Raw genomic sequence first — 12,787 nt, 5'->3', positions numbered from 1 at the left:
GACGTCCAACTACCATGCTCGCCCCCAAACCGGGGCAAAACACACCCCGTATCCGGCGTCTTCGTGCCCTGTATGCGAGGCTGTGACCATGAGCGAATCCGGACAAATCAGGGTCTTCCTCCTCGATGACCACGAAGTGGTACGCCGTGGCGTCCACGAGCTGCTCTCGCTGGAGTCCGACATCGACGTCGTCGGCGAGGCCGGCACCGCCGCGGAGGCACTGGTCCGCATCCCCGCCACCCGTCCGGACGTGGCCGTGCTGGACGTCCGGCTGCCCGACGGCAGCGGCGTCGAGGTCTGCCGGGAGATCCGCTCGCAACTGCCCGAGGTCAAGTGCCTCATGCTCACCTCCTTCCCGGACGACGAGGCGCTCTTCGACGCGATCATGGCCGGAGCGAGCGGGTACGTGCTCAAGGCGATCCGCGGCACCGACCTGCTCTCCGCCGTCCGCGACGTCGCGGGGGGCAAGTCACTGCTCGACCCGGTGGCCACCGCCCGCGTCCTCGCGCGGCTGCGCGACGGCGGCCAGAAGGAGGACGAGCGGCTGTCCGGCTTGACCAAGCAGGAGCGCAAGATCCTCGACCTGATCGGCGAGGGGATGACCAACCGGCAGATCGGCGCGGAGCTGCACCTGGCCGAGAAGACGGTCAAGAACTACGTCTCCAGCCTGCTGGCAAAACTGGGCATGGAACGGCGCACCCAGGCCGCCGCGTATGTCGCGAAGATGCACGCGACGGAGGGTTAACGGTCACAGAAGATCAGCACGGGCTGTCGCTCCCACCCCAGCAGTAGCATCTGCCGCGTGACGCAGAGTCAAACACTCCAGCTGACAAGTCGTTTATCGGCCGTTTCGGCGCGGCTCGACGCGGTGCTTGCACGCTTCGGCATCGACGAGCCGGTGACGGTGGCACGCACCGAGCACGGCCTGCTGAACCGCGTCTGGCGGGTGGGCGCGGCGGACGGCAGCCGCTGGGTGCTCAAGCAGTACCTCGACGACGCGGGCCACTCCTCCAGCGGCGCGATCGCCGCCCAGCACGCCACGATCGCCGCGCTGGCGGCCGCAGGCCTCCCGACGGTCCCGCCGGTGGCGGCGGACGACGGCCGCACGCTCGTCCTGCAACGCGGCCGCCGCTACGCGCTCTTCCCCTTCGTGGACGGCACCCCGCCCGGTCCCCTCTCGCCGCGGGCGGCGGCGGAGCTCGGCACGATGCTCGGCCGGATCCACGCGGAGCTGCGACGCGTCCAGCCCCCCGTCCTGGACCCCGGCCGCTGGCCGACGGCGGACCCGGAGCAGACCCGGATCACCATCACCTCCCTCCTCGGCGCGGCCCGCGCCTTCTCGCCGCGCGAGCCCTTCGACGCCCTGGCGGAGCAGCGCCTGCGCGAACGCCTGGTCCTCCTCGACGGCTACGCCTCCCGCCGCCCCCGGGCGCGGAGCGCGCCACCGGCCGGGTGGGTGCACGGGGACTTCCACCCGCTCAATCTCCTGTACCGGGGGGAACGGGTGGCGGCGGTCCTGGACTGGGACCGGCTCGGCGTCAAACCCGTCACCGAGGAGGCGGTCCGCGCGGCGACGCAGTTCTTCGCCGACCCGCACTCCGGCGTCCTGGACCTGTCCCGGGTCCGCGCCTACGCCCGCGCGTACCGGGACGCCTCCGGCCACACCGCGGACCACATAGCCGCAGCGGTCCACCGGGTCTGGTGGGAACGCCTCAACGACTTCTGGATGCTCCGCTGGCGCTACGCCCGCCGGGACGACCGCGCGACGGAACTGTTCCCCGCGGCGGCGGCCCAGATCGTCTGGTGGTGCGAGGAGTACCAGCAGGTCCTGGACGCGTACACCAACTAGGCCCGCCGGTCGCGGGCCCCGGGCAGCGGTGCGGTCCGGCGCCGCTACGCGGCCGGCTTCGGGGTGCCCGTGCCGCTGCCTCCGCCCGCCGCGGACGAACTGCCGGCCGAGGGGGAGCTGGAGTCCGACGGGGTCGGGGTGGGCGTCGGGGTGGGCGTCGGAGTCGGGGTGGGCGTGGGGGTCGGCGTCGGGGTCGGCGTCGGCGTGGGGGTCGGCGTCGGAGTCGGCGTCGGCGTGGGGCTGTAGGACGGCGTGGTCTGCGTCGGCGTCGACTCCTGGGTCGGCGTCGACTCCTGCGTCGGGGTGGTCGACTGCGTCACGGACGGGCTCTGGGAGGGCGCACCGCCGCCCCCGCCACCACTGCCGTTCATGGCCAGCGCGACGCCGATGCCGATCGCGGCGATCACCACCAGGACGGCGATGACCGCGAAGAGCCCGCGGCGGCCGCCGCCCTCGCCCTCGTCGTCGTACTGGTCGTCATAGACCGGCGGCTTCGCCGACGGAGGCGGCGGGGTGACCGCGCCCATGACCGTCGTGGGAGCGTTCTGGCCGGCGGCGGCCGCGGGCGGGAGGAGGGTGGTGGGGGCTGTCGGGGAGACGACCGGCGGGACCGGGCCGAGGACCTGGGTGGGGTCGGCCGCCGCGCCGTGCATCTGCCGGAGCGCGTGCTGGACGTGGGCGCGGAACTCGTCGGAGGACTGGAAGCGGTCGTCGGGGTCCTTGGCCAGCGCCCGCAGCACCAGCGCGTCCAGCGACGCCGGCACGCGCGGGTTCGCCTGCGACGGCGGCATCGGCGGATCCTGGACGTGCTGGTAGACCACCGACAGCGGGGTGTCGCCGGTGAACGGCGGGCGCAGCGTCAGCAGTTCGTAGAGCATGCAGCCGGTGGCGTACAGGTCGGAGCGGTGGTCGACCGCCTTGCCGAGCGCCTGCTCGGGCGAGAGGTACTGGGGGGTGCCCATGACCATGCCGGTCTGCGTCATCGTCGAGGTGACGCCGGTCAGCGCGCGGGCGATGCCGAAGTCCATCACCTTGACCGCGCCGCTGTTCGTGATGATCACGTTCGCGGGCTTGATGTCGCGGTGCACGATGCCGTGCTTGTGGCTGTAGGCGAGCGCCTCCAGCACCCCGGCGGTGATGATCAGCGCCTGGTCGACCGGCGGCGGCTCCTGGCTCTGCAGCAGCTCGCGGACCGTATGGCCCTCGACCAGCTCCATCACGATGTACGGGACGGTCTCCGCCCCCTGCGCCTCCTCGCCGGTGTCGTAGACCGCGACGACGGCGTGGTGGTTGAGCGAGGCGACGGAGTGGGCCTCGCGGGTGAACCGGGTGCGCGCGATGGAGTCCTCGGCGAGCTCGGGGCGCAGCACCTTGATCGCGACGGTGCGGCCGAGCCGCTGGTCCATCGCGGCGAAGACCTCCGCCATGCCGCCGCGGCCGAGCCGGCTGGTCAGCTTGTACCGGCCCTCGCCGACGACGCTGAGGCCGCTGGTGGTCACGAAGGACTCCGCGTCCGCGCCCTGCGGCCTGGCACCCTCAGCCTCGGGTCGGGGCTCCTGGCCGTCCCGGCCGTCCTCGTCCCGCGGGTGCTGCGTGTCTGCCATCGTTCTCCGCCATCGTTGCGCGCGTTCCGCGTTCTGTGTGCCGCGCCGTCCCGCGCCGCACCGCCACCGTCCGCGACGTCCGCGGGTGGCTGCACCTCCTGTGCACGCTACCGGTTTCCGGCAGCGGATGCGGAGCCTCTCACGGGCTGGTGCTTGTCCCGTTGACGGCCACCGCATGCGTGAGCAGGCCCATTCCGTTGGACGAGCTGTTCGAGGCGTTCATGCCGATCAGCGCGAGCACGATGATCAGGCCGATCACCACCGCGCCGATGATCAGCAGGATGATCGCGAGCCGTCCGCAGCCGCTCGCGGCCGTCGTCGGCGCGGCGCCGGAGGGCACGTACGGCTTCTGCACCGGGGGCATCGGCGGCCGCGCCACGAACGGCTGGGGCGTGGGCGCGGCCATCGGCCGCGGCGTCGCCATGGGCGGCGGGGTGGGCCGCTGCGGGTACGGCGGCGGCGTCTGTTGCGGGAACGGCGGCGGGGTCTGCGGGCGCCGGTCGTACGGCGGGGGCGTCTGCGGACGCTGCGCGTAGGGCGGCGGGGTCTGCGGGCGCTGGGCGTACGGCGGCGGGGTGTTCGGGCGCTGCGCGTAGGGCGGCGGCGTCTGCGGGTGCTGCGCGTACGGCGGCGGGGTCTGCGGGACGCCCTGCGGGTAGGGGGTGTTGAGGGGGCCCTGGGCCTGCGGGAAGACCGCGTTCTGGCCCGAGCCGCCGACGTTGCTCAGCCGCGGGCCGCCCTCGCCGGTCATCTGCGGCGGGACGCCGACGCCGGTCGCGCCCTGGGCGACGCGCAGGCACTCCTCGCGCATCTCGTCGGCGGACTGGAAGCGGTGTGCCGGCTCCTTCCGCAGCGCCCGCGCGACCAGCGCGTCCACCGCGAGCGGAACCGCCGCGTTCACGCTGGACGGCGCCGGCGGCGTCTCCTGGACGTGCTGGTAGGCCATGCCGAGCGCCGACTCGGACTCGAACGGCAGCCGCCCGGTCAGCAGCTCGAAGAGCATGCACCCGACGGAGTACAGGTCGGAGCGCGCGTCGACGGACTTGCCGAGCGCCTGCTCCGGGGAGAGGTACTGGGGTGTGCCGACGACCATGCCCGTCTGGGTCATCGAGGTGACGCCGGACTGCATCGCGCGGGCGATGCCGAAGTCCATCACCTTGACCACGTCGCGCTTGGTCAGCATGACGTTGGCGGGCTTGATGTCGCGGTGGACCAGGCCCTGCTCGTGCGAGGCCGCGAGGGCGGCCAGCACGTCCGCGGTGATCTTCAGGGCCTTGTCGGTCGGCATCGCGCCGTGGGCGGAGATGTCGCGGCGCAGCACGGAGCTGAGCGAGGAGCCCTCGACGTACTCCATGACGATGAACGGGACCTGCGTGCCGTCCTGCTCGTCCTCGCCGCTGTCGTAGACGGCGACGATGTTGGTGTGGTTGAGCCGGGCCACGGCCTGCGCCTCGCGGCGGAACCGCTCGCGGAAGGAGGGCTCGCGGCTCATGTCGCCGAGCATCGTCTTCACGGCGACGGGCCGGTCGAGCACGGTGTCGTCGCCCAGGTGGACCGTGGCCATGCCGCCCTGACCGAGCAACTCCCGCAGCACGTAACGGCCGTGACCCACAGTCCGTCCGGTGTCGCCCGCGCCGCCGTGCTCGCTCATGCGCTCTCGCTCCCCCAACCGGGCGCCCCACTGGTACGCCGTCAGGGGCCAACGTTAGCGCGATGAGCAGGGCGGGAAACAGCCGGGTTCACGCCCTGCTCGGCGTGCTTACAGGTAGGGACCCGAACGGATCCCGCCGTGGCCCTCGTCGCCCTCCTCGTGCCCGGGGGCACCGGGCGGGAGGGCGCGGCGCATCTGCTCCAGCTGGGCCCGCGCGGCCATCTGCTGGGCGAAGAGCGCCGTCTGGATGCCGTGGAAGAGACCCTCCAGCCAGCCGACGAGCTGCGCCTGCGCGATGCGGAGCTCCGCCTCGCTGGGGATGGCGTCCTCGGTGAAGGGGAGCGAGAGCCGCTCCAGCTCCTCCACCAGCTCCGGCGCGAGGCCCTGCTCCAGCTCCTTGACGGAGCTGGCGTGGATCTCCTTGAGCCGCACGCGGCTGGCCTCGTCGAGGGGCGCCATGCGCACCTCCTCGAGCAGCTGCTTGATCATGCTGCCGATCCGCATGACCTTGGCGGGCTGCTCGACCATCTCCGTGATCGGCAGCTCTCTGGCGTCACCGCCACCGCCGCCGCTCTCGAGGGAGTTGCCACCGCCGACCGGCAGGCCGTCGGGACCGACGATCAGAACGTGAGGGCCGTCTTCGGGCCGCTGGCTGGGGCTGTTCATGAAGGTCATTCTGTCTTACGGGGGTGTCAAGAGGGCGTGATATTCACCAGAACACGTGTGCGCCCTCCTCTGGCCACCGCGAGCCGCGCCGAGGTCAGAGCCTGCGGATACGCCAGCCGAAGAGCGCGGCGCCCGTGCCGATCAGGGCGAGGCCGACGCCGAGGAGGAGGCCGCGACGGGCCAGCGAGTCGGCCACCGAGGTGGTGTGCGGGTCGGCGAGCCTGGCCTTGTAGGCGTCGGGCTGGAGGACCGCCTGCGGTCCCAGCGGCGGCGGGACGGTGGACGCGGGGCGGTCGGCCCCGGCCGGCGGAGGGACCGCGTCGCCGCCCTGCTGGGGTGCGACGGCGGGGGCGCCGGAGCCCTGCGCCGCCTGGGGCGTCACCGCGGGGTGCGCGGGCACCGCGCCCCTGGAGGGCCTGGACGTCGGCCTGGGCCTGCGGTGGGAGGGCGAGCCGGAGGCCACGGGCGAGGGAAAGAGGGAGCTGACCACCGGCACCGGCACGGCGCTCGCGGAGCCGTCGCCGCCCGGCGGCTCCGAGGCCCCGGACGGGGGCGGGGACGTGGTCGAGGACGGACCGGGCCCGGAGGACGGGCCGGAGGCGGGGGCACCCGAGCCGGGCGCCCCGCCCGTCTCGGACGGGACGGAGGTGAAGTGCAGCAGGCGGCCGTCCGGCAGCCGGACGGTCACGTCGACCGGCCTGTGGGCGCCGGGCCGCGCGGTCAGGTGCGAGCCGATCGGATGCGAGCCGGTTGGATGCGAGGCGCGCGCCCCGCCGGGCTTCGCCTTGAGGGGGACCGACCCCTCGGCGTCGGCGGCCCCCAGCGCCCAGACGGGCGTGACGGCCGCGGCCACCAGCAGACCCGCCGCGAGGGCCGTTCCGGCAGCCCGCGCGGCCCCCGTCCCCAGGCCCGACAAAGCACTCATATGTGGCAATTAGGACACCGCGTCCGCCGCGCGGCAAGCCTCACTAGGCCATTCAGAGATGGTCTAGACCTTCTCTGATCCGGATGCCACAATCCGGACATGGCGAACCCACAGGAGCCGCCGGGCCCGGACGCGCGCCGGAGGCTGGCGGAGCTGCTCTCGACGGACGTGCTGATGGCACGGCAGGAGACGCTGCTGCTGGAGCACGCCCGGCAGCTCGCCCTGGCGCGCGAGGCCACCGCGCGGCTGGCCGCCGAGACGGCGGGGCCGGGCTCACCCGGGGGCCGGGCGGGCCTGGAGGTGCTGACCGGGATCGACGAGATCCGCGAGCGCTTAGCAGCGCTGAGCCGGGACGTCGCCGAGGAACTGCTGAGCTTCGCCCCCGACGGCGCCCAGACGGACGACAACATGCGCGCCTCCCGCCCGCTGAACGCGGCCCTGCTGGACCGCGGGGTGCGGCTGCGCACGGTCTACCTGACCAGCATCCGCACCCATCCGCCCACCCTCGCGCACGCGCAGTGGCTCGCGGACCACGGCGGGCAGGTGCGGACCGTGGCCACCCTGCCGACCCGGATGCTGGTCATCGACCGGAACACCGCCGTCCTCCCCACCGACAGCCAGGACACCGGCCTGGGCGCGGTCGTCGTCACCGTCTCCGGGATCGTCGCGGCCCTCTGCGCGCTGTTCGAGTCCGTCTGGGCCGAGGGCGACGCCCTGGCGGTCGCGGCGCCGGGCCCGCGGCCCCGGACCGCCCGGGGCGAGGAGCGCGAGCTGACCACCCAGGAGCTGGCCACGCTGCGGCTGATGGCGACGGGCCTCACCCTCGGCGGCATCGCCAAACGTCTGGGAGTCTCCCCCCGGACGGCCCGGCGGATCACCGCCGCGCTGCTGGAACGGCTGGAGGCGGGCAGCAGGTTCGAGGCGGGCGTCAAAGCGGTGCAGCGGGGCTGGCTGCCGGTGGACGGCTGATCAGGGCCCCGAGGCTCCCGTCGAAGAGCTCGCCGAGGGTCACCGGTTCCAGACCGCGTTCCAGGAGCCCGTCCAGCACGGCCGGCAGGGCCGCCGCGGTCTGCCGCCGGTCCCCGCCGCCCTCGTGCAGCAGCACCACCGAACCCGGCCGCACCGCCTCCAGCACGGTGGCCGCGATCCGCTCCGGCCCCGGCCGGGCCCAGTCGCGCGAGTCGACGTCCCAGAGCGTGACCGTCGTCGGCCGGCCGGCCAGCGTGGCCAGCACCTGCGGGGTCTGCGATCCGTAGGGCGGCCGGAAACGGGTCGGCTCCGCGCCGGTCACCCGCGCGATCGCCTCGCCGGTCCGGTCGATCTGCTCGCACAGCTGGGACGGCGTCAGATCGGGCAGGAACGGGTGGGACCAGGAGTGGTTGCCCAGCTCGTGCCCGGCCTCCGCGATCCGCCGCACCTCGTCGGGCAGCGCCGCGACGTGCAGTCCGACACAGAAGAAGGTCGCCCGCGCCCGGTGCCGGGCCAGCGCGGCGAGGATCGTCCGGGTCAGGACCGGATCGGGGCCGTCGTCGAAGGTCAGCGCGACCTGCGGCCGGTCGCGCCGCCCGTGCTGCACGCAGCGTCCCGCCGCGGTGAGCCTGGCCCGCAGCTCCTCGCCGTCGGCCACCCCCGCCTCGAACTCCGCCTCCCGCCCGGCCAGGCTGCCGCTCGCGACGGTGAGCCGGGCCAACGACGCGGGCGCCCGCCGGGCGCGCTCGGCCAGGGCCGACGCGGAGACCGAACCGAAGGCCGGGCGACCGGGCAGTGTCCACGGATCGGCCCGGCGCACGTCCAGCCCGGCGGCGGTCAGCGGGCCGTCGAGCAAGCCGTTGGTGCTGTCCACGACGACGGCGAGGCCGGGCCCGAAGCCCCGCAGCCACCCGGCCAGTTCGGCGACGCGCGCCGCACCCCAGCGCGTCGGCACGGCGGCCGGCCCGCCCGCCGCGTCGAGGACCACGGCTTCGTAGCCGTCTGCGGTCCAGGCGATCCCGGCGACGTGGGTCGGCTCACTCGTGGCCCTGTCACTCATGGCCCCGTCACTCATGGCCCAGCGCTCTCGCCTCGGCGAGGACCAGTTCCTCGATGCCCAGCAGGAACGACTCCATGCCGGTCCGAGGCAGCAGCGCCGCGTCAGCGGTCAGCGCGAGCTCCACCGCGTCCGGGACCAGCAGGGCGTCCATGGCGAAGGTGAACGCGGGCCCGCGCTGCGGGAACTCGACCGGCCACGTCAGCCGGGTCCGCTCGCGCAGCCGGGTGAGCGGCACCACCTCGTCCGCGGCGGGCAGCGCGTCGGCGCGGACGATCCGGGCGTCGTTGAAGGTGCAGGAGATGTCGGCGACCCCGCCCGGCTCTTGGCGCAGCCGGGCGATGTCCTGGTCCAACAGCCGCTTGTCGTAGGCGGCGTGACGGTAAGCGGTGAAGGCGGCGCTCTGGGCCCGGCCCAGCAGGTCAGCGAACGGCCGGTCGGCGGCAGGCAGATGGAACAGCCCCTCCTGCGCCAGGGTGCTGACGGCCTGCGCCGTCCCGGGCCGGAACCGGTTGTTGACCACCACCTGCAGCAGCGCCTCCCCGCCACCCGACAGTTGCGCCTGCCGCGCGGCGACCGCCGCCAGCAGCACGGACGAGCCACTGACCCCGCGTCCCGCCGCCACCTGGGCGACCGCCTGCGCCAGCGCGGGCGAGTGCAACCGCGCGTTGGGCAGCAGCCGCTCAGGATCGGCGGTGTCGCGGCTGCCCTCGAACAGCCGTCCCGGCCCGCTCACCAACCGCTCGCACCAGTAACGCCGAGCAGCCTCGTCACGGCGCCGCCCGCGCGGGGACTGCTGCAGGACCGCCTCGTCGGCGGGCTGGAGGGACGGGCGCAGCGCCCGGATCCGCGGCACGGAGAGGCCTGCCGAGAGGTCGATCAGGTCCTGGTGCAGCCGCCGCACGCCCCAGCCGTCGGTCGCGGTGTGGGAGAGCACCAGCACCAGGTGCCGCACGAGCCCGTCCACCTCGACCAACCCGACACGCAACGGCCACTCCCGCGCCGTGTCGAACGGCAGGCCGAGCAGCTCCGCGAACAGCGCGTCCGGGTCTCCCGGCCGCAGCACGACCGGCAACTCCCCCTCCGCGTCCAGATGCTGGATCAGGCGGCCGGAGTCGTCCGGCAGCAGCCGGGTCCGCAGCGAGTCGTGCAGGTGCAGCAGCCCGGTCAGGTCCTCCAGCATCGCGGCCACGGGCCGCCCCGGCTCGACCGCGAGCGGCAGCGCGACGTTGTAGCGCGGCGCGTCGGCGCCGAGCCCGGCCACCGCGTCCCAGATCGCCTGCTGCCCCCAGGTGGCGGGCGCGGTGCGGCTGCGCGCGGCGGCGACGCGGAGTCGCACCAACTGGTCCGTGCTCATGGGGTTCCCTTCCCGGAGTGTCGAAGAATCCGTGGCGTGCGGCCGTCGGTGACGGCGAGGGCGGCGACATAGCCGGGAGGCGCGTCGAGGTCGACGACCTCCGCCGGGGTGGGCAGGCGCAGCGCGTCCAGCAGCCGGCCGCCGTCGGCCTTCACCCACGCCTCCTTCCGGCAGAGCGCGCGGTGGTACGCGCGGGCGGGATCGGCGGAGGTGACGACGTCGTCGTACTCGGCGGCGGAGAGGAAGCGCTTCGCCGCTCGGTGCGGGTCCGGCCGGTCCCGCACCTCCTGGATGTCGACCCCGAGGGGGCCGTCCCAGGAGAGGGCGAGGAGGGCGTGCGCCCCGCTGTGACTCAGGTTCCAGTGGGGACCGTCCGGGAGGAGGGGGCCTGGCTTTCCATGCGGACCCCGGCTTGTCGCACTGTCCAGGGGCGCGCGGCTGCGACACGTGCGGCTCCGCCGCGTGGGCGCGAGCAACTCCCCTATGTGGACGGCGCTGTCACCGGGGGACCATCCGCACGCCGGAGGGGCTACCTCCCGGCCGAAGGCCGGGGGATTGTCGCGCCCCGCGGCGGAGCCGCATATCGGCAGAGCCTCGCGCCCCTGAGGTGAGGGCGGCCAGGGCAACTGCCAGAGCTCCACCCTCATCGCGATCCTGTCCTGCGCGACGTCAGCAGGGTGACCAGCGGCACGCCGAGGACGTTCGCCGCCGCCCAGACCACGTACAGCGCGTGCGGGTCGCCCAACGTCCGTGCCAGCAAACCCCCGACGGTGAGCGTCGTCGCGAAGTAGCAGAGGTTCACCGTCGCCGCCAGGCGGCCCGAGCCTGTCTGTTCCAGGAAGGTGAGCTGGAACAGGACCAGTCCGAACCCCAGGAACGACGGCCCCATGATCCGCAGGAACGCCGTCACCTCCGCCGCCACCGCACCGTCGGACGCCATCGCGTGCCCGATCGGCTCCGCCGCCAGCAGCGCGGTCAGCGCGATCAGCGCGTACGCCCCGAGCGCGATCCGCAGGCCCGCGCGGTGGGCCGCGCGGAGTGCGGACCAGCGGCGGTTCGCGGTGACCGCCGCCGCCGTGCCGAGGGCCAGGGCCGGGACGACGGCCACGGACTGGACGGTGACCGCCGCGCCGTAGCCGGCGACGGTCCGCGCGCCGAAGGGCGTGAGGATCCACTCGACCACGAAGTTGCTCGCGCTCAGCATCACGTACGTGGCGGCGATCGGCAGGCCGACGCCCAGCACCAACGCCCGCGCGTCCACCGGCGGACCCCCGCTCTCGGCGCCGCCCGGGACCCGCACCCCGCCCCGCAGCAACACCGCGCCGAGGACGGCGCCGCACGCCACCGAGGTCCCGGTCGCCCACGGCAGGCTGAACACTCCGAGCCCGCCGTGCACGCCGAACAGCCATACCCCGGCGATCTGCACGCACACCACGACGAAGGTCAGCGCCGCGCCCGCGCGGGGCCGGCCGCCGCCGCGCAGCATCGCGGTGGCGACGTTGACCGGCACGCCCAGCGCCGTCACCAGCGCGGTCCAGCTCAGCACGGCGACGAAGTCGTCCGCCGCGCCGGGCGGGACGTGGAGCAGCGCGGCGAGCGCGGGCGCGGCCAGCGAGACGGCGACGCCGACCGCACCGCAGCCGACCAGGCCGACGCCGCCGAGGCGCAGGCAGAGCCCGCGCAGTGCGGTCACGTCGCCGCGACCCAGGCAGCGGGCGGTGCCGACCTGGGTGACGACCTCCAGCGCCTCCTGAAGCGCGACGAACAGCAAGCCGACGGGAACCAGCAGGCCGCGCACGTAGAGCGCGTCGCCGCCGAGGTGCCCGAGCAGCGCGGCCACCACCGACTGGCCGCCCACCCAGACGACCGCCCCGAACGCGACCGGGTTCGCGACGTCGGCGATCTCCTTGCGGATCGGGACGGTCACCGCCTCCACCGCACCGTCCGGGGCGGTCGTCCGGGTCGGCGCCGGTGTCACCGCGGCTCCCCGGGCAGGGAGGCGGCGAGATCGAGGCGGCAGCCGTAGCCGAGCCCCTCCTCGCGGGCGCGGACCGTCACTGAGGTTCCGGCGAGGTCCGGCCAGCGCTCGGCCAGCGCCGCCCAGACGCCCGTGGCGCCCTCGTCGCCCGGGATCTCCCCGCGCGCGGAGGTGACCAGCCGGTGCCTCGGCGGGCCGTCGAACGCACCGCGCCGGACCTCCACCGCCTCGACGGCGTGCGTCCCACGTCCGCCGAGGACGACGAGGACCGCGCGGTCCCGTGCCGGGCGGACCTCGGACGGCACTCGGCACTGCTCCAGGACCAGCACGACCGCCCGCCCGGCGTCGCCGCGGGCGATCCGGTCGGCGGCGACGCGCACGGCCGTGAACGGACCGGCCACGCCTTGGTCGGCGAGACCCAGCACGGTCGGCCGCCCCGGCAGCAGGTGGCCGAGCAGGCTGCCGGGGTAGCCCATGTCGCCGCAGTCCGCCGTGGCGGCCACGGTGACGGCGAGGTCCACCGGTTCGGCCGGGTCGACGGCCTTGGCCGCCAGCTCGACCATCTCCTCGAAGGTCACCCCGCGGCCGCGGGCGAGCCACGAGCCCTCCTCGGCCCCCGGCTCGAAGAAGGCGGCGCGCTCGGCGTACTCCCGCATCATCCGGGTGTCGGGCCCGTGCCCCGGGAGGGTGTCGACGGGCAGGATCAGGATCTGCTCCACGCGTGCGTTCAC

The 12,787-nt window shown here is 74.5% G+C and carries 12 protein-coding genes; 3 read left to right on the top strand and 9 right to left on the bottom strand.

Annotation, left to right across the window (positions count from 1 at the left end; genetic code table 11):
* The first annotated feature begins 88 nt into the window (after nt 1-88).
* Nucleotides 89-745 carry a response regulator gene (locus tag ABH931_RS02050; RefSeq protein WP_370109206.1) on the top strand — a complete coding sequence of 219 codons (657 nt, stop codon included), beginning with the start codon at nt 89-91 and terminating at the stop codon, nt 743-745.
* A 123-nt stretch (nt 746-868) separates the two neighbouring features.
* Complete coding sequence (locus tag ABH931_RS02045; RefSeq protein WP_370109204.1) at nt 869-1,849, top strand: phosphotransferase enzyme family protein; 981 nt, start codon at nt 869-871, stop codon at nt 1,847-1,849.
* A 44-nt stretch (nt 1,850-1,893) separates the two neighbouring features.
* Here ABH931_RS02045 and ABH931_RS02040 read toward each other — a convergent pair whose 3' ends face one another.
* The 4 genes from ABH931_RS02040 to ABH931_RS02025 all read right to left on the bottom strand — a co-directional run bounded on the left by ABH931_RS02040 (nt 1,894) and on the right by ABH931_RS02025 (nt 6,695).
* A complete protein-coding gene (locus ABH931_RS02040) occupies nt 1,894-3,453 on the bottom strand; it encodes a protein kinase (protein ID WP_370109202.1) in 1,560 nt (519 codons plus the stop codon).
* Between the two features lie 139 nt (nt 3,454-3,592).
* Nucleotides 3,593-5,104, bottom strand: a complete 1,512-nt coding sequence (locus ABH931_RS02035; RefSeq protein WP_370109200.1) for a protein kinase — start codon at nt 5,102-5,104, stop codon at nt 3,593-3,595.
* A 108-nt stretch (nt 5,105-5,212) separates the two neighbouring features.
* Complete coding sequence (locus ABH931_RS02030) at nt 5,213-5,770, bottom strand: bacterial proteasome activator family protein (protein WP_370109198.1); 558 nt, start codon at nt 5,768-5,770, stop codon at nt 5,213-5,215.
* A 94-nt stretch (nt 5,771-5,864) separates the two neighbouring features.
* Entirely contained in the window at nt 5,865-6,695 is an 831-nt protein-coding gene (locus ABH931_RS02025; RefSeq protein ID WP_370109196.1) for a hypothetical protein, read from the bottom strand.
* Nucleotides 6,696-6,794: 99 nt separating this feature from the next.
* Here ABH931_RS02025 and ABH931_RS02020 point away from each other — a divergent pair, with 99 nt between their 5' ends.
* A complete protein-coding gene (locus ABH931_RS02020) occupies nt 6,795-7,664 on the top strand; it encodes a LuxR C-terminal-related transcriptional regulator (protein WP_370109194.1) in 870 nt (289 codons plus the stop codon).
* On the opposite strand, the gene ABH931_RS02015 is transcribed toward ABH931_RS02020, so the two are convergent.
* Genes ABH931_RS02015 through ABH931_RS01995 form a run of 5 tightly spaced genes read right to left on the bottom strand, consistent with a single transcriptional unit; the run spans nt 7,624 to nt 12,787 of the window.
* Nucleotides 7,624-8,724, bottom strand: a complete 1,101-nt coding sequence (locus tag ABH931_RS02015) for a polysaccharide deacetylase family protein (protein ID WP_370109192.1) — start codon at nt 8,722-8,724, stop codon at nt 7,624-7,626. The genes ABH931_RS02020 and ABH931_RS02015 overlap by 41 nt on opposite strands.
* Before the next feature lie 7 nt (nt 8,725-8,731).
* On the bottom strand, nt 8,732-10,078 hold the full coding sequence (locus ABH931_RS02010) for a condensation domain-containing protein (RefSeq protein ID WP_370109191.1): 1,347 nt from the start codon (nt 10,076-10,078) through the stop codon (nt 8,732-8,734).
* Nucleotides 10,075-10,725, bottom strand: coding sequence for a 4'-phosphopantetheinyl transferase superfamily protein (locus ABH931_RS02005; RefSeq protein ID WP_370109189.1), 651 nt, complete (start codon nt 10,723-10,725; stop codon nt 10,075-10,077). The genes ABH931_RS02010 and ABH931_RS02005 overlap by 4 nt, the downstream gene beginning before the upstream one ends.
* Entirely contained in the window at nt 10,722-12,056 is a 1,335-nt protein-coding gene (locus ABH931_RS02000) for an MATE family efflux transporter (RefSeq protein ID WP_370109188.1), read from the bottom strand. The genes ABH931_RS02005 and ABH931_RS02000 overlap by 4 nt, the downstream gene beginning before the upstream one ends.
* Complete coding sequence (locus ABH931_RS01995) at nt 12,053-12,787, bottom strand: hypothetical protein (protein ID WP_370109187.1); 735 nt, start codon at nt 12,785-12,787, stop codon at nt 12,053-12,055. Before ABH931_RS01995 ends, ABH931_RS02000 begins: the two co-directional genes overlap by 4 nt.

This window comes from Streptacidiphilus sp. MAP12-33, from assembly GCF_041261265.1.
Lineage (GTDB): Bacteria > Actinomycetota > Actinomycetes > Streptomycetales > Streptomycetaceae > Streptacidiphilus.
Note: the sequence above shows the minus strand (reverse complement) of the source record. Positions and strands in the feature narration are given on the sequence as shown.

What these genes read in the sequence shown, in the direction of transcription:
- ABH931_RS02050 (WP_370109206.1), top strand. Translation starts at nt 89, where the DNA reads ATGAGCGAATCCGGACAAATCAGGGTCTTCCTCCTCGATGACCACGAA.
- ABH931_RS02040 (WP_370109202.1), bottom strand. Translation starts at nt 3,453, where the DNA reads ATGGCAGACACGCAGCACCCGCGGGACGAGGACGGCCGGGACGGCCAG.
- ABH931_RS02035 (WP_370109200.1), bottom strand. Translation starts at nt 5,104, where the DNA reads ATGAGCGAGCACGGCGGCGCGGGCGACACCGGACGGACTGTGGGTCAC.
- ABH931_RS02030 (WP_370109198.1), bottom strand. Translation starts at nt 5,770, where the DNA reads ATGAACAGCCCCAGCCAGCGGCCCGAAGACGGCCCTCACGTTCTGATC.
- ABH931_RS02025 (WP_370109196.1), bottom strand. Translation starts at nt 6,695, where the DNA reads ATGAGTGCTTTGTCGGGCCTGGGGACGGGGGCCGCGCGGGCTGCCGGA.
- ABH931_RS02020 (WP_370109194.1), top strand. Translation starts at nt 6,795, where the DNA reads ATGGCGAACCCACAGGAGCCGCCGGGCCCGGACGCGCGCCGGAGGCTG.
- ABH931_RS02015 (WP_370109192.1), bottom strand. Translation starts at nt 8,724, where the DNA reads ATGAGTGACAGGGCCACGAGTGAGCCGACCCACGTCGCCGGGATCGCC.
- ABH931_RS02010 (WP_370109191.1), bottom strand. Translation starts at nt 10,078, where the DNA reads ATGAGCACGGACCAGTTGGTGCGACTCCGCGTCGCCGCCGCGCGCAGC.
- ABH931_RS02005 (WP_370109189.1), bottom strand. Translation starts at nt 10,725, where the DNA reads ATGAGGGTGGAGCTCTGGCAGTTGCCCTGGCCGCCCTCACCTCAGGGG.